Source organism: Ochrobactrum vermis, assembly GCF_002975205.1.
Lineage (GTDB): Bacteria > Pseudomonadota > Alphaproteobacteria > Rhizobiales > Rhizobiaceae > Brucella > Brucella vermis.
The window spans coordinates 678,026-694,265 of sequence record NZ_PCOC01000001.1 but is presented as its reverse complement, the minus strand read 5'-3'; the positions used below and the strand labels follow the sequence as shown (position 1 = coordinate 694,265).

Here is a 16,240-nt window from a genome sequence, read left to right as displayed (position 1 = left end):
TTACATCAGTTTTTTATTCAACCTTATCCGATGGCAACGGAAACTCCAGCACGGCGCGCAGGCCTGGACTATTGCCTTCAAGACGAAGTGCGCCACCGTGCAATTTCATCACAGCCTTGGCAAGACTTAAACCGAGCCCCGAACCGGGCTGCGTTCGGCTTTCTTCAAGGCGGACAAAACGTTCTGTCGCCTGTTCACGTTTCTCTTCGGGAATACCGGGGCCGTTATCGGTCACGATAATACGAACCCAGTTCGGGTCTCGCTCCATCGACAGGCTGACTATCGCCGTTCGCTCTTCGCCACCCGCATGTTTGCCCGCATACTTAACTGCATTGTCGACGAGATTGGAGATCGTCTGCCCGACCAGTTCGCGATTGATGTGAAGGGCCACCTCGTCCAGATCGCCAAGCGACAGGCTCACGCCCGCATCTTCGGCAACGGGTTCATACATTTCAGCGACATCCCGAAGAATAGGCGCCACCGGCATGTCTTCCAGATTCTCGGATGAATAGCCTGCCTCAAGGCGTGAGATCATGAGGATTGCGTTGAAGGTCCGGATCAATTGATCCGACTCGCCGATAATGTCTTCCATCGCCTCACGATATTCAGGCGCGGCCTTCTTACCGGACAGAGCCTCTTCCGCACGGTTGCGCAGACGCGTCAGCGGTGTTTTGAGGTCATGCGCGATATTATCGGAAACCTGTTTCAGTCCCTCGTTCAGTTCCAGAATTTTACCCAACATGACGTTGAGATTGGCCGACAGGCGGTCGAACTCATCACCGGAGCCGTTGACCGGAAGCCTTCCAGTCAGATCGCCGTCCATGATACGCTGCGACGCCCGTGAAACCTCATCAATACGCTTCAGCGCGCGGCGACCGACAAAGAGCCAGATCAGCAACGCTCCAACGCCCATGATGCCGAGGGCCAGCATCAGCGACCGGCGAACGACGTCCCGGAATTGTTCAGGTTCACCTAGATCGCGGCCGACCAGAAGCCGCATACCGTTCGGCAATGCGATCACAACCGCAATAGCGCGATGCTCCGTCTCGGTGCCTTGCTCGCCATAGCGCCTATATTTGAAACCGCGCTCGATGACACCGTCGGTATCCAGAACACCGGGTTCGACACTTTCCACATTGCCCGCAAGGATGCGGCCGGTCGGATCGGCTACCAGATAGAGATAGGCACCGGGCTGGCGTGAACGATAGTCGATTGTACGCACGAGCTGCGGAATGCCGCCTCTTGCATAGCTTTTGCCGATGCTGCCGATTTCCTCGCCTAGCGACTGCTGGGTCTGCGCGGCCAGCATGGAGGCCGACAAATTGGTCATGTAGAAGACCAGCGCTACAGCGCCGACGATGAACAGCAGCAGGTACAGCGTTGACAGTCGAACGGCAGTGGTGCGCATGAGCGCTGAAAAGCGGCTCATCAATCTACCTTGGCGGTTGCCGATTGTTTGGTTCGCCCGGCCTTCAGCATGTAACCAGCGCCGCGCACCGTATGAAGCAGCGGGACATCAAAGCCCTTCTCGATCTTCGAACGTAGACGCGAGATATGCACGTCGATGACATTCGTCTGGGGATCGAAGTGATAATCCCAAACGTTTTCAAGCAGCATGGTGCGCGTGACGACCTGTCCGGCATGACGCATCAGATATTCGAGAAGGCGAAATTCGCGGGGCTGGAGCGTGATGTCCACATTCTGACGGCGCGCCGTATGCGCAAGCCGGTCAAGCTCCAGATCACCGACGCGGTAGATCGTATCCGCCTCACGCGGGCTGGAACGACGCTGCAGGACCTCGACGCGGGCCAGTAGCTCAGAGAAGGCATAGGGTTTGGTCAGGTAGTCGTCACCACCGGCACGCAAGCCGGTGACGCGGTCATCCACTTCGCCGAGCGCGGAAAGGATCAGGACTGGGGTTTCCATACCCTTGGCGCGCAAACCGGCCACGACAGACAAGCCATCGCGCTTCGGCAGCATACGGTCGACTACGAGGACATCGTAGCTTCCATTCTCGGCCAGCGTATAGCCGGTCTCGCCGTCACCGGCGATATCAGCAGAGTGTCCGGCCTCCGTGAAGGCCTTCTCCAGATAGCGGGCCGCTTCGCGGTCATCTTCAATAACGAGAATCTTCATGGCGCTACTATAATACCGTTTGATGATAAGGCGATGCCAGGCGGAGAGCCGCCTGGCATCGGATTGCTCAAAGCCGTCACGGGCTGCCGGCCATCATCCCTGATCGATCGGCAGGGCCACAAAGCGGCTCTGATCGTTGCTCTGCAATTGCAGCAGCACTGCCTTGCGACCCGACTTGGCGGCTTCGCTGATGGCGTTGTTGATATCCTGTGCGCTCTTCACCGTCTGGTTGTTAACGCTCATGATAATATCGCCGGAACGAACACCGCGGTCGGAGGCATCGCTGTCAGGATCGACATCTGTGACCACCACACCATTACCATCTTCGGATGGCGTTACGGTCAGACCGTAGGAGTCGAGTGTCTCGCCCTGATCGCCGCCGCCATTGTCGCCCGACGGGCTGGCCGCCTTGCCAAGATCACCAGGCATCGCTTCGATGGTGATGTTGATTTCCTCGGCCTTGTTCTTGCGCCAGACGGTCACTGCCGCCTTATCGCCTGGAACGATGCCAGCAACCTTGCGTGCCAGATCGCGTGGATCCTGCACGGTTTCACCGTTGACAGCGGTAATCACATCGCCGGCCTGGATACCGGCCTTGGCAGCCGGACCATCCTTCTGCGGCGAGGCGACGAGTGCGCCCTTTTCCTCGGCAAGACCAAGTGACGAAGCAATATCCTTCGTCACCGGCTGAATCTGGACGCCGATCCAGCCGCGTTCCACAGAGCCCTTCTTGATGAGCTGCTCAACGACCTGCTTCGCGGTCGAGGCCGGAATTGCGAAGGCAATACCGACGCTACCGCCCGAAGGCGAGAAGATGGCGGTGTTGATACCGATGACCTGGCCGGACATGTTGAAGGCCGGACCACCGGAGTTGCCCTTGTTAACAGCGGCGTCAATCTGGATGAAATCATCGTATGGGCCAGCGCCGATATCACGGCCACGGGCCGAAACGATACCCGACGTCACCGTACCGCCGAGGCCGAACGGATTGCCGACAGCCACGACCCAGTCACCGACGCGAATCTTGTTGTCATCGCCGAACGAGACGTAGGTAAACTTCTTCTTCGGATCATTAACCTTCAGCACAGCCAGATCGGTGCGCGGGTCGGTGCCGATCAGCTTGGCGTCAAGCTCGGTACCGTCGTCCATCACAACGCTGTAGGCATCGCCATCGGAAACGACGTGGTTGTTGGTCACCACATAGCCATCCTCGGAGATGAAGAAGCCAGACCCTTGGGCGACAGGCCGTTCATGTCCCGGACGCGGACCACGCTTGCCGGGGCCACGGCGATCAGGGCGGGCATCAGGGCGTGCATCGCCACGCGGGTCCATTCCAAAATCGCGGAAGAAACGCTTCAGCGGATGATCGTCCGGAAGCTGGTCAAAGCCGGGAGGGCTCGAGAACTGGCCGCCGCGGTCCGCAGCTTCCTGCACGTCCTTCTTCACGCGGACGCTGACGACAGCCGGACGAACTTTCTCAACCAGCTCGGCAAAACCGACCGCTTGCAACGGCGGAGTGACCTGCACGGCATCGGCGCGGGCGTCATTGAGCGCGCCGAGCGGACCGGTAGCGACAAAACCACCGGCGAGAACAGCCGATAGCGCAATCGCGGCAACGCCTTTGCGATAGTTGGAAATCCTGGCTCTGGACATTTATTTCTCCTTACGAGCAGTAATCCGGCCGCGCCCCGATCTTTCGGAAACGCAACCCTGTGAAACCTTTATAGAGCGTAAGATAGCTAGGGCTACCTTACCGCTCCGTTTCCACAACATGAAAGTTTCGTAAGGTTGCGAATAACAATCGCGGGCGACGGAAGGTTATTTGCCGTCCAGAAGACGCGAGAGTTCCGTCTTTTCGCTCTCCGTAAGCGGCTTAGGTGTCTCGCCTGCCTGCCTGCGTCCGCGAAAGGCAAAGACCAGCGCCACTGCACCGATCATAAGCACAACAACGGGGAAGCCCCATAGAAGAACGGTGCGCGCATTGAGACGCGGCTTCAAAAGTACGAATTCGCCGTAGCGATCGACGATGAAGTCCATCACCTGTTCGTCACTATCGCCGTCTTTCAGCCGGTCACGCACGAGAATGCGAAGATCACGGGCAAGTTCGGCATTGGAATCGTCGATGGATTCGTTCTGACAGACCATGCAGCGCAGTTCGCCGGAAATTGTACGGGCGCGCTTTTCAAGCGCTGGATCCGGCAAGACCTCATCCGGATTGACCGCGAGCGCCGCCGTCCCTTGAACAGCCAGAGCAGCGCCAAGCAGAAGTGCGGCAAATGCCGACCGCTTCTTCATGCTGTGGCCTCCGCTTCTTTCGACGTGGACTTGCGACTGCGCGAAGGCGCGCCAACCCGCAGGCGGCGATCCGCCAGAGAAAACAGTGCGCCTATCATCATGACAAGGGCACCATACCAGATGAGCGTCACATCAGGCTTCCACCAGATACGCACCACGGCCGACCCGTCGCCCGGTTCATCGCCAAGGGCGACATAGACCTGACTGAACCACAGCGTTTTGATGCCTGATTCAGTCGTCGGCATCTGGCGCGCCGGGAAGAACCGCTTGGACGGTTCGATTTGTCCAAGACTGCGCGAACTGGAATCGAGCAAGGTAAAGGTGCCGCGATTTTCGGTGAAGTTCGAGCCGGTCAACGGACGAAGGCCCTCAAAGCGCAGCGTGTAATCCTGTACCTTGGCGGTGTCGCCCGGACGCATGATCAGCACATTCTCCGTGCCGAAGGTGGTCACGCTCACAATGCCAAGCAGTGTTACACCGAGCCCGATATGGGCAAGAGCCGTGCCGAAAACCGAACGCGGCAAACCCCTGAAACGCGCAAATGCCTTGGCTGCTGAAACCTTGCCGATACCAGCCTTGAGAACGAGATCGGTCAGACTGCCGAAAATCAGCCATGCGGCAAGCCCTATTCCGCAGGCTGCCAGAACCGATTTAGCCGATGTGCTCCACAAAACGATTGCTGCGGCCAGAAGCGAGAGCGCGAAGGCCGTCATCAGCCGTTGCGACACGCCGTAAAGATCACCGCGTTTCCAGGCAAGCAAGGGACCGAAAGGAACCGCAAAAAGAAGCGGAATCATCAAAGGGCCGAAGGTCATGTTGAAGAACGGTGCACCGACGGAAATCTTGTCGCCAGTCATCACTTCCAGCAACAGCGGATAAAGCGTACCGATCAGCACGGTCGCGGCAGCAGTCGTCAGGAACAGATTGTTGAAGACGAGCGCGCCTTCGCGTGAAATCGGATGGAAGATACCACCTGCCGTCAGGCTCTGTACCCGCAGTGCAAAAAGCGACAGCGATCCGCCGATGAAGATTGCGAGGATCGCCAGAATGAAAAGGCCGCGCCCCGGATCGGTGGCGAAGCTGTGAACAGAGGTGAGAACGCCGGAACGAACAAGAAAGGTGCCGAGCAGTGACAGCGAAAAAGTGAGTATCGCGAGCAGCACGGTCCAAATTTTCAGGGCCGAGCGCTTTTCCATCACCAGTGCAGAATGGAGCAATGCGGTGCCTACCAGCCAAGGCATGAACGATGCGTTTTCAACCGGGTCCCAGAACCACCAGCCACCCCAGCCAAGCTCGTAATAAGCCCAGTAGGACCCCATCGCGATGCCACCGGTCAGGAACATCCAGGCGACCAGTGCCCACGGACGTACCCAGCGCGCCCACGCAGCATCGAGACGCCCTTCGATAAGCGCCGCCACGGCAAAGGAGAAGCACACCGAAAAGCCGACATAGCCGAGATAGAGCAGCGGCGGGTGGATCGCGAGGCCGATATCCTGAAGGATCGGGTTGAGGTCGCCACCCTCCATCGGAGCCGGGAAAATGCGGGTAAACGGGTTCGATGTGAACACGATGAACGCCAGAAATGCGACGCTGATCCAGCCCTGAACGGCAAGGACATTGGCGCGCAGTGTTTCAGGCAGATTGCCGGAAAAGGCAGCTACCAGCGCACTGAAGAAGGTGAGAATGAACACCCATAGAAGCATTGAGCCTTCGTGATTACCCCAGACGCCCGTGATCTTGTAGAGAAGCGGCTTTTGCGAATGCGAGTTCTCGACCACATTCAGAACCGAGAAATCCGACACGACATAGGCATGAATAAGGACTGCCGATGCAAGGCAGATCAGCGCGAAGACAGCAATTGCTGTTGGCGCCGCAACCGACATGAGCTGCGTATCCCGGCGATGCGCGCCGACCACCGGCACGATCGATTGGACAATCGACAGGGCCAGTGCCAGAACCAGAGCGAAATGGCCGATCTCGACACTCATCTGCAGTCTCCATCAAGCACCAGCCGGACATCGCCAGCATATGAAGTGCCTTAATCTTTATTTGCCTTCCCAGACGCCCTTTTCCTTCAGGCTGTCGGCAAGATCCTTTGGAACGTAATTCTCGTCGTGCTTCGCCAGCACATTGTCGGCGCGGAACACTCCATCGTCTCCGAAGCGTCCTTCGGCCACAACACCTTGCCCTTCACGGAAGAGGTCAGGCGGAATACCTTCGAACACGACTTTCACGGTCTTGATCGTATCGGTCACCGTGAAAAGCAGTTCGCTGCCCGCGCGACTGACAGAACCTTCCTCGACAAGACCGCCGAGACGGAACCGTGAGCCGGAGGCCATATCCTGCTCCGTCAGATCAGCAGGCGTGCGGAAGAAACGAATATCCTGGCTGAAAGCCATCAGCATCAACCCGACCGCCACCGCCAGAACCACCAGCGCGCCGCCGATCAGGATCAGGCGCTTCCGTTTTCTCTGGCTGACGGTACGGGCAAAATTGCCGGTCGGTTTCATGCCGCGTGCATTGTCGTCTGCGGTCGCGCTCATCTTTGTGCGTTCCCTGTCTCCAGTCCAAGACCGGCTGCGAAACTTTGAAGGTTCGACCGGCTTTCGCCCTGAAGGGCTGTCATTCCGCGATTGAGAGCGTCCAGCGCTGCATCGCGGCGGTTGAGGATCATATAGGAGCGCACGAGGCGCTTCCAGCCTTCGACATCCCCGCTATTCTGGCGAAGACTTTCATCAAGACGTTGAACCATGCCGTCGATCATCGCCTGCCGGTCTTCCGGGCTGAGCGACGAAGCCGCATCGACGTCGTCCGCCGTCGGACCCTTCGGCTGCTGTTCGCCGCCGGTAGCGGGATCGCGAAGCCGGGCGATAGCCTGCTCGATCTGACCGCGCCAAGGTGCATCCGCGGGTGCTTTATCGAGAAACGCCTGCAGGCGATTGGCGGCCATATCCATGCGACCGTCCTGCATCTCGCCCTGTGCAAGATAGAATTGCGGACGAACATCATGTGGTTCGAGTTCGGCGGCTTTCTTGAAAAAGCCTTCGGCCTCGGCAGTCACAGTACCGCCCGAAGCGGTTGCCAGTGCTTCACCCAACCCGAGAACGCGCGGGAAATTCTCCCCGGCGATGCGAATGGAACTGCGATAGGCATTGACGGCATCAGCGGCACGCCCCAGCCGCAGGTAGATCGGCGCCAGGACATCCCATCCGCGCACATCGCCGGGATTCTGCGCAAGATGCGCTTCGGCGCGCGCCACCAGCTCATCGACCGAACCACGATCCGCATTGGCCGAAAGCCGTTCGGCGAGCGGCATGGACGGCATGTCCGGCTTACCGAAAAGCGGATAGACGCCCCAGGCGATCAGCGGTACGGCGAGCACGGCCACGAAAGCCAGTAACCGGCCCGGTACGGCCTTGCCTGCAGCCTCGGCTGCTTTCTTGCCGGTCTTTTCAGCGTTCAAAATGCGACGCGATATTTCGATGCGCGCCTGTTCGGCGCTCTGCGGGTCGATCATGCCGCGCGCAGCGTCGGCCTCGACCTCGCGCAACTGATCCCGATAGACCTCGAGATCGTTCTTTTCAGCGGGCAAGAATGCCTGCTTGCGCCGCGTGAGAGGCAACAAAACAGCCAGAGTGGCTGCCAATGTCAGTAATGCTGCAATAAGCCAGAATCCCATGGCTACGACTTAAGCGCAGCCAAGGGAAAAACCAACCACTACCTTCAGTAAGTGAGCGCCTAGGGCAATTCGCCGCAAAGGCAGGATTGAGGAATTCAGGTCAGCGGTGTCCAGCTACCGTCCGGATTGCGACATGCCGTCCCGCGGGACGTCTGCTGCGATCCGCCAATATTGAAGCTGTGCGAATACTGGCGGCAATTCTGTGACCCGACCTGATAAGGCTGCGCCGCGGTCACATCGCCGGAATTCGATCCGCTGCCGTTCCAGGATACGGCCTTGCCTGCCGGTGAATATTCGAGCGCGCGATATTCCGCCTCCAGCGCCTTCTTTCGATCGGCTGCATTCAGCTGATTTGCAGAGCTTCCGAGAAGACCGTTGCCGAGCGACGTCAACAGGCTGGTTTCGGGCTTCTGCGCCGTAGAACCGCCGCCCAGCGAACCAAGACCGGTGCCCTTACCGGTCGTGCCACAAGCCGACAATGCAAGCGCCATCGCAAACATCATCGAAGCAACTGAAACTGGGTGAGAAAACCTGGATACCATCATCATAACAACCGGCCTTCATAAATAATTAGCATGCACACTATATCGACATGCGACTTTTCAATTTAATCTTCTAGTCCGCTTTCAGCCAAAAACAACCGTCAATCTTGCGTCAACGGCAACGCGACCCGGACACCCAGACCACCGAACGAACTCTTGCCAAGATGCAGGCTGCCGCCATATTCGCGAACAGTGTCCTGCACGATCGCCAGCCCAAGCCCCGTTCCCGGTTTCGTTTCATCGACACGGCTGCCGCGCTTCAGCGCAGCCTCGATCTTGTCCGATGCCAGACCAGGCCCGTCGTCTTCTATCAGGACTTCAAATTGTCGTTGCTCCCCAGAAATAGGGGCAAGGCTGATATTGATACGTTTACGGCCCCATTTAGCCGCATTTTCAAGGAGATTGCCGACGATTTCTTCCATATCCTCCCGTTCCCCGGCAAAAACCGCGCTGGGCAGGTCATTCCTGAAGGTAACGCTGAAAGCTGGATTGAGTTTCGCAGTCACCCGCTGCATACGTTCGAGAACCGGTGCCACGGGTGTGCGGAAGACCACACTGTCCCGTTGTGCTGCAATGCGCGCGCGTTGCAGATAATGTTGGATCTGAACCTGCATCGCCGCGCTCTGTTCCTGAACGATGCGTCCGTGTTCACCGCCCATACTCCGTGCCTCGTTGACCAGCACGGAAAGCGGGGTTTTGAGAGAATGTGCGAGATTGCCAACCTGTGTTCGCGAACGCTCGACGATGCGGCGATTGTTCTCGATCAGCGCATTCATTTCGGTGGCGAGCGGCGCAATTTCCACAGGCAGCGAGGCGTCGAGCTTTGACGAACGCCCCTCCCGAATATCGGCCAGCGCCTGACGCACCTTATCGAGTGGGCGCAAGCCGAACAGGATTACGGCCGCATTGATGAGAATACTCCCGATACCGAAGATCGCCAGATAAGTTGCGAGACTGGTTCTGAAATCGGATATCTCCTTCAGAACCTCGCTGAGATTGCCCATGACGCGAAAGCGCGCGATACGGTTGGCATTATCCAGAACCACTTCGGTTTCTACGATGAAAAGCTCCTCGCCGTTAAGGCCGGGCAAGGCGTAGCTGCGCATGAAGGAGCTGTCGAAGGGTGCCTGCGTGATCGGCATTTCCGGCACGATGCGCCCAAGCAGCGAAGGCGACTGCAACTTTCCGGTCAGGTTTGGCGTGACGGGATCGACGGACCAATACCAGCCGGAGAGCGGGCTGGAATAGCGCAACTCGCCCAGTTCCGGGCGCCCCTGCAACGAGCCTTCGCCCGACGTGCTGACGGCACCGACAAGGCTGAACAGGTGGGCGGTTAGCAGACGTTCGAAATTGCTGCGTGCAGCATCGCCATAAAGCGACCCGATGAAAGTGGCCACCACCACAAGCGCAACGATAACCCAGATCGTCGAAAGGGTGACAACGCGGACTGCGAGCGAACGAAGAGGGGGAAAGACGCGAAGAAGCTTCTTCAGTTGTCGTTGCCTTTCGTCTCGCCCTCGACCTCCCCTTCCGAGCGGATGCGATAGCCCATGCCGCGCACCGTCTCGATCAGGTCGACACCCATCTTCTTGCGCAGACGACCGACAAACACTTCAATCGTGTTGGAATCGCGGTCGAAATCCTGATCATAAAGATGCTCGACCAGTTCGGTACGCGAGACCACCTCGTCCATATGATGCATCAGATAGGACAGAAGCCGATATTCATGTGAGGTGAGCTTGAGCGCGACGCCGTCGACACTCGCTTTCGACGTTTTCGTATCGAGATAGAGCGGCCCACAGACAAGTTCCGACGAAGCATGCCCTGCGGCACGGCGGATCAGCGCGCGCAGCCGCGCCAGCACTTCCTCGATATGGAAAGGCTTGGCCACATAGTCGTCGGCACCGGCGTCAATACCGGCGACCTTGTCGCTCCAACGGTCACGGGCGGTAAGCATGAGAACGGGCATGGTGCGCCCGCTGCGCCGCCAGCGCTCCACGACACTGATGCCATCCATGCGCGGCAGGCCGATGTCGAGCACCACGGCATCATAAGGCTCGGTATCGCCGAGATAATGCCCTTCTTCGCCATCATAGGCGCGATCAACCACGTAACCGGCAGCGACCATTGCTTCGGAAAGCTGCCGGTTCAGGTCCTTGTCGTCTTCAACGATCAGGATACGCAAGCGGACATTCTCCCTCAATTTACACAGAACGGCGGCAAAAGCCGTTGTTATTGAGCGGGAACAGCCACTTCAACGCGGCGCGGACGCTCGCCATCGCGGCCCGGCACAAGCACGACGACCACGCACATGGGGCGGCCGTTCTGAGTCGTGGCGGTTGCCTTGGCAAGCTGGCCACCCTGCTGGGCGGCCACCTGTTCGCCGACTGCCGCACAATCTCCGGCGGTAGCAACGATGAGATTGGACTTCTGCGGCGCAGTCATCGGCAGAGCACCGGCATCGACCGGCAGCAAGCCAATACTAACCGCGAGAAGCGCGAAAACTTTGAGTGCAGAATTTTGTTTCATCATGCTGCCTTATATAGCGCCCGAGAGCTGAACGATGCATGAACAACCATTCGTCTTCCGGGCCCAAAGGAAAATTCAGCCTCTGACTATCACGCTTTGTAAAATTATGAAATGCGTGAAGTTGCCCCGATAGGCCCGATTATCGTAACAATTCCGGCAATTGCGGTCGCCAGTTGCAGCATTACATTCGTTGATTCACCTGATCAATCATTAGATTGTCACAACGAAACGCCCACGGGTGTAAACAGGTTATCGCATCAAACGAAGACCGAAAGCTACCTATCATTCAGGTCAATTGCCGTCGTCATGGACTGAACTTTACCTCCAAACTGGCAACGATCCACCTAAAGGCGATAATGAGTGATAAAATTACACACGTCTAGACGCCCAGAGTTTCGACGCCGCCTCCCCCGTCTCTTCTCAATGTCGAAGTTCCTACAACTGTCTAAAAATAAATCATAATACTGCGTTATACTACCCGTCTGTACGTTATGCCCCTGACTGATTCACGGGATAATCCATAGATTCTTCTAAACAGAAAGGTCAAACCTCCCTTACTCGCCGAACTTCGGCCTTTTCATCGTTACGGCGCTCGTCAGGCGGAATTTCAAGTGTGCTAGCCTTTTTTAACCCATCCAAATAACGCTTGCAGATACCAAGGGCCGACCACGCAGAAAAACCTGCAGCGAATGATCCTATGAGCAGCAGCTCGGTAGCGCCAAGCAGTCCTTCTAGAGCGAGAGTATCCGAAATCTTGATGGCTGTAGCCCCGCCGAAAACGACGCCGCAAATAACGCCGACACCAAAACGGATTGCCGCATCACGCTTTCCATGCCGCAGCATATAGGCAAGCGACACGGCAGAACCGGCCATCGCTCCTGCAACCTTGGCCAAGTATACCCACATCACATCAGATATGAGCAACGCATCCAGGTTTGCCATAACGATATCCTTTCTTAATCAGTTAACAACCAATCACATCATCCTTACACCGATGAGAAATGGTGCATCGGAAGGGATCGCTTTAATCAAGTTAGACGTTGGCTCAGCCAGGTAGGCAGGCCGTTAGCACGTGGCAACTGATGACAGAGGCGAGTTTGTTGAGACTGGGACGCTAGAGATATTGGCTGACCGAAACAGACAGCGTCGATATGTGCGCGTTGTCCATGCCGATTACAGCCTACAGCTGATCAACCAGAGAAATACGCGCGCGCCTGCACACCAGCATTTCACAATTTTAAGTGTTTATCCGCAATTTTCACATACTGAAGGCAGCTGCGGCCTTCCAAATTTGGCGCATCGGTAGCGGCCAGAGGTGTCTAGCAGAACTAGCGACAGTCACAGTTTTCCGACTGTATCTAAAACCTAACAAATCGCCGTTACGCAATCAAGGATTATTTTCCTATAAGAGACTATTTTCCTGCCGTCAAAAAGCCGCTAGCGGTTTAACCATTTCACATGAGCTGTGTCTTATTTATCTGCTATGATGATTGGGTAAGTTCCGCCTTTCTACGAAACCAAACGTGCCGAAGTCAGTGTTATGCGTAAGACGGCAGAAAAAGATCCCAGAAGCGAGAAGCGCAAACCATTCAGGGTTTCGCGCCTGATCGGACTCGACGCGTGGATCGACTCCACCCTCTATAGCCTGCGCTACAATCTCGGTGAGTGGTGGGAAAACATCACCATTTTCTCGCGGCGGTTTCGGGTGCGCGGTTTCCGGCGTTTCGTGGTCGAAATTCTCGACGAAGGTTTTACGCTTGGCGTCGGCGGTGCGGTCCTGATGCTGGTTCTGGCCATGCCCGCATTCGAGGAAACCGAGAAGGACTGGCGCGCGCAGGACGACTATGCCGTCACCTTCCTTGATCGCTACGGCAATGAAATCGGCCAGCGTGGTATTCTGCATCGTCAGGCAGTGCCAATCGATGAATTGCCGGATCATGTCATCAAGGCTGTACTCGGCACCGAGGACCGGCGCTTTTTCGACCATTACGGCATCGACTTCTGGGGCCTGACCCGCGCCCTCAGCCAGAACATGCGCGCCAATGGCGTCGTTCAGGGCGGCTCGACCATCACCCAGCAGCTTGCCAAGAACCTTTTTCTTTCCAATGAGCGCACCATCGAGCGCAAGATCAAGGAAGCCTTCCTCGCGCTTTGGCTGGAAAGCAATCTCAGCAAGAAGGAAATCCTGCAGCTTTACCTCGACCGTGCCTATATGGGCGGCGGAACCTTCGGTATCGCAGCCGCTTCAGAATTCTATTTCGGCAAGAGCGTGAAGGATGTTTCACTGGCTGAAGCCGCGATGCTGGCCGGCCTGTTCAAGGCACCTGCCAAGTTCGCGCCACATGTCAATCTGCCCGCAGCGCGTGCGCGCGCCAATGTCGTGCTGTCCAACATGGTTGAAAGCGGTTTTCTGAGCGACGGACAAGTGGCCGTTGCGCGTCGTCATCCAGCCAGCATCATCGACCGTGCCAAGAACGAAAGTCCCGACTACTTCCTCGACTGGGCTTTCGAAGAAGTGAAGAAAGTCGCCACCCACATTCCGCAGCACACATTGATCGTGCGCACGACACTCGATCGCAACCTTCAGAAGGCAGCGGAGGAATCGCTCGAATATCATCTGCGCCAGTTCGGCAAGGACTATAATGTTGCGGAAGCGGCAACCGTCATTATCGCCAATGACGGGTCCGTTCGCGCACTGGTTGGTGGGCGGGACTATGGCGAAAGCCAGTTCAATCGCGCCACCAAGGCGCTGCGGCAGGCTGGTTCATCCTTCAAGCCCTATGTCTATGCGGCGGCAATGGAAAAGGGCCTGACGCCCACCACCATCGTTTCGGATGCCCCGATCAGCTGGGGCAACTGGTCGCCGCGCAACTATGGCCGCAGTTTTGCGGGCCGTGTGGATCTGACGACGGCACTTGTCCGCTCGTTGAATAGTGTGCCGGTGCGGCTGGCGCGCGATTATCTGACGACCGCCCCCATTGTTGCCCTGACCAAGGCGATGGGCGTGGAATCACCGATCTCGTCGCACAAGACCATGGTGCTCGGCACGTCGGAAATGACTGTGATGGATCAGGCCACCGGCTTCAATGTGTTTCCGAATGCCGGTATGGCCGGAAACCGGCACGGCTTTACGCAGCTCGTTTCGTCGGAAGGCAAGGTATTGTGGGATTTCGGCCGCAATGCACCGAAGCCGCACAGGGCGCTGTCGGAAAAGGCTGCACTCGAAATGAATTCCATGCTGGTGCAGGTGCCCGAACGCGGCACCGGACGCCGGGCGGCATTGCCGATGACGCGGGTGGGCGGCAAGACCGGCACGACGCAGAATTATCGCGATGCATGGTTCGTCGGTTTCACCGGCAATTTCACGGCAGCGGTCTGGTTCGGTAACGACAACTTCACCCCGATGAAGGAAATGACGGGCGGTGTTCTGCCTGCCATGGCCTGGCAGCGTATGATGGCCTATGCGCATCAGAACATCGAACTGAAGCCTATACCGGGCGTGACGCCGCCATTCCCGGCCCCGCCCAAGAAGAGCGAGCCGCAAGTGGCAAATGCCAAGCCGGAAGAAACCATGGCCGCACCGCCGCGCGTACTCTCGCCCATGTCGACAAAAGTTATCAAGGAACTGCATGACCGCTTCCTTGAGGCACCGCCTATGCCTAAGATCGCCGAGCGCACAAAAATATCGGTACTCTGAGGGGCGATGTTCAAGACGATATTCAACACGGCAATTGTGCTTGTGCTGGCGCTGGGCGGCGGCATCTGGAGCGTCGACAAGGTTCTCGACCGTTTTGAGGGTTTCGGTGAACTCCGTGTCGGGGTCTGGGGTGCCTATCCGGCAGCGGGCACGCCCGATGCCGACCCCTATTCCAAGGCCCGCGCAGCCCGCAAAGCCTATCTGGCGCTTGGAACGGCTGAAGGGTTGCCGTTTTATGCGCGCAGCGACAATAGCGGACGCACGCTTCAGCGCGGCTGCACCTATCGCCTGAGCGGCATGACCCCGCCCGCTCGCTTCTGGACGGTCTACCCTGCAACACCCGATCTCGAACCGATCAAGCCACGCGATGGATTGCAGGAGGCATTACATTCCCGCGAAATGCTCTATGACGATGATGGCAGCGTCACGATCACAATTGGTCCCGATGCAGCGCCCGGCAACTGGCTTCCTGTCGAAGGGAGCGGCGATTTCGTTCTCGTTATGACGCTCTATGACACGCCTGCTGCATCGTCCTCCGGGCTCTCCGACCTGGTGATGCCAGGTCTCGTCCGTATAGCGGGAGCAGATCGGGGGGCGTGCCGTGGCTAGAATTTTTCACCTCGTTCTCCTCGGCCTCGTGGGTGCTGCGATTGTCCATATCGCGGTTCTCTTTCTGGTCCCCTTCTATTCCGACAAGAACGCATGGTCGCGGATCGAAGCCGGAAGCGAGCCATACGTCTTCCACCGGCTGGACGACAAGACCGGTCCGGTCAGCGACAGCGACCCGCTGGTGCAGGAAGCCACCTGCCGCTTCGATCTCGCCGACGGTCCGGTGCACATCACGACCGAGGCGAATGTGCCCTATTGGTCGCTCTCGATCTATGCGCCCAACGGGGATAATCTCTATAGCCTGAACGATAATGTTTCCAATGAACGCAAGCTCGACCTGATCGTTGCCGACCCCATCGGCATGGCAAGCCTGCGCTCGGATGGAATGCAGGCTGACGCCCGTTCAATCCTGATCGAGCAGAATATTGGCGAAGGTGCCGCCGTGCTGCGCGTCTTCGTGCCTGATGTGACCTGGAACACGGAGGTGCGGCGCTTCTTCAACGACGCACAATGCGCGCCCTTCGAAGGGCTCTGACTGCCTGCCCCAAAAGCCGCCATGCCTTGCTGCAAATGGCAGCTTTCTGCGCTTCCGGTGCTCATGTACCCTTAAGTACATTGCGCTCTGGTTCTCGAAACCCACCATTTTCGATGCGGCCTGACGACTTTTTGATTCAGGCATTACCCTAACCAAATGCTGTGTCTTTATGGCACGGTTAATGAGTTGCTAAGGCTTCAACGCTACTATCCGGAATA

The 16,240-nt window shown here is 57.6% G+C and carries 15 protein-coding genes; 3 read left to right on the top strand and 12 right to left on the bottom strand.

The window, feature by feature from the left end; translation table 11 throughout:
• Nucleotides 1-13: 13 nt before the first annotated feature.
• The 12 genes from CQZ93_RS03310 to CQZ93_RS03255 all read right to left on the bottom strand — a co-directional run bounded on the left by CQZ93_RS03310 (nt 14) and on the right by CQZ93_RS03255 (nt 12,123).
• Nucleotides 14-1,432, bottom strand: a complete 1,419-nt coding sequence (locus CQZ93_RS03310; protein ID WP_181153298.1) for a sensor histidine kinase — start codon at nt 1,430-1,432, stop codon at nt 14-16.
• The gene (locus tag CQZ93_RS03305) at nt 1,429-2,136 is read right to left on the bottom strand and encodes a response regulator transcription factor (RefSeq protein ID WP_105541323.1); all 708 of its coding nucleotides are present in this window, start codon (nt 2,134-2,136) and stop codon (nt 1,429-1,431) included. The genes CQZ93_RS03310 and CQZ93_RS03305 overlap by 4 nt, the downstream gene beginning before the upstream one ends.
• A gap of 93 nt (nt 2,137-2,229) precedes the next feature.
• Nucleotides 2,230-3,789, bottom strand: coding sequence for a Do family serine endopeptidase (locus CQZ93_RS03300; protein ID WP_105541322.1), 1,560 nt, complete (start codon nt 3,787-3,789; stop codon nt 2,230-2,232).
• Nucleotides 3,790-3,954: 165 nt separating this feature from the next.
• Nucleotides 3,955-4,431, bottom strand: a complete 477-nt coding sequence (locus CQZ93_RS03295) for a cytochrome c-type biogenesis protein (RefSeq protein WP_105541321.1) — start codon at nt 4,429-4,431, stop codon at nt 3,955-3,957.
• The gene (locus CQZ93_RS03290; protein WP_105541320.1) at nt 4,428-6,419 is read right to left on the bottom strand and encodes a heme lyase CcmF/NrfE family subunit; all 1,992 of its coding nucleotides are present in this window, start codon (nt 6,417-6,419) and stop codon (nt 4,428-4,430) included. The genes CQZ93_RS03295 and CQZ93_RS03290 overlap by 4 nt, the downstream gene beginning before the upstream one ends.
• 57 nt (nt 6,420-6,476) lie before the next feature.
• Nucleotides 6,477-6,974 carry a cytochrome c maturation protein CcmE gene (gene ccmE / locus CQZ93_RS03285; protein WP_105541319.1) on the bottom strand — a complete coding sequence of 166 codons (498 nt, stop codon included), beginning with the start codon at nt 6,972-6,974 and terminating at the stop codon, nt 6,477-6,479.
• Nucleotides 6,971-8,110: a c-type cytochrome biogenesis protein CcmI gene (gene ccmI, locus CQZ93_RS03280; RefSeq protein WP_105541318.1), complete on the bottom strand. Its 1,140-nt coding sequence runs from the start codon at nt 8,108-8,110 to the stop codon at nt 6,971-6,973. The genes ccmE and ccmI overlap by 4 nt, the downstream gene beginning before the upstream one ends.
• 95 nt (nt 8,111-8,205) lie before the next feature.
• Nucleotides 8,206-8,658, bottom strand: coding sequence for an RT0821/Lpp0805 family surface protein (locus tag CQZ93_RS03275; protein ID WP_105541317.1), 453 nt, complete (start codon nt 8,656-8,658; stop codon nt 8,206-8,208).
• 95 nt (nt 8,659-8,753) lie between these two features.
• A complete protein-coding gene (locus CQZ93_RS03270) occupies nt 8,754-10,052 on the bottom strand; it encodes an ATP-binding protein (RefSeq protein WP_181153297.1) in 1,299 nt (432 codons plus the stop codon).
• Nucleotides 10,053-10,141: 89 nt separating this feature from the next.
• On the bottom strand, nt 10,142-10,837 hold the full coding sequence (locus CQZ93_RS03265; protein ID WP_105541315.1) for a response regulator transcription factor: 696 nt from the start codon (nt 10,835-10,837) through the stop codon (nt 10,142-10,144).
• 47 nt (nt 10,838-10,884) lie between these two features.
• Nucleotides 10,885-11,181, bottom strand: coding sequence for a hypothetical protein (locus CQZ93_RS03260; RefSeq protein ID WP_105541314.1), 297 nt, complete (start codon nt 11,179-11,181; stop codon nt 10,885-10,887).
• Between the two features lie 543 nt (nt 11,182-11,724).
• Nucleotides 11,725-12,123 (bottom strand): DUF6107 family protein, encoded by a 399-nt coding sequence (locus CQZ93_RS03255; RefSeq protein ID WP_105541313.1) that lies wholly within the window; start codon nt 12,121-12,123, stop codon nt 11,725-11,727.
• 598 nt (nt 12,124-12,721) lie between these two features.
• On the opposite strand from CQZ93_RS03255, the gene CQZ93_RS03250 reads away from it, so the two are divergent.
• From CQZ93_RS03250 to CQZ93_RS03240, 3 genes are read left to right on the top strand one after another with little or no spacing between them, the layout of a single operon-like run.
• Complete coding sequence (locus CQZ93_RS03250) at nt 12,722-14,878, top strand: penicillin-binding protein 1A (protein WP_105541312.1); 2,157 nt, start codon at nt 12,722-12,724, stop codon at nt 14,876-14,878.
• Between the two features lie 6 nt (nt 14,879-14,884).
• The gene (locus tag CQZ93_RS03245; RefSeq protein WP_105541311.1) at nt 14,885-15,487 is read left to right on the top strand and encodes a DUF1214 domain-containing protein; all 603 of its coding nucleotides are present in this window, start codon (nt 14,885-14,887) and stop codon (nt 15,485-15,487) included.
• The gene (locus CQZ93_RS03240; protein WP_105541310.1) at nt 15,480-16,022 is read left to right on the top strand and encodes a DUF1254 domain-containing protein; all 543 of its coding nucleotides are present in this window, start codon (nt 15,480-15,482) and stop codon (nt 16,020-16,022) included. The genes CQZ93_RS03245 and CQZ93_RS03240 overlap by 8 nt, the downstream gene beginning before the upstream one ends.
• Nucleotides 16,023-16,240: the final 218 nt, after the last annotated feature.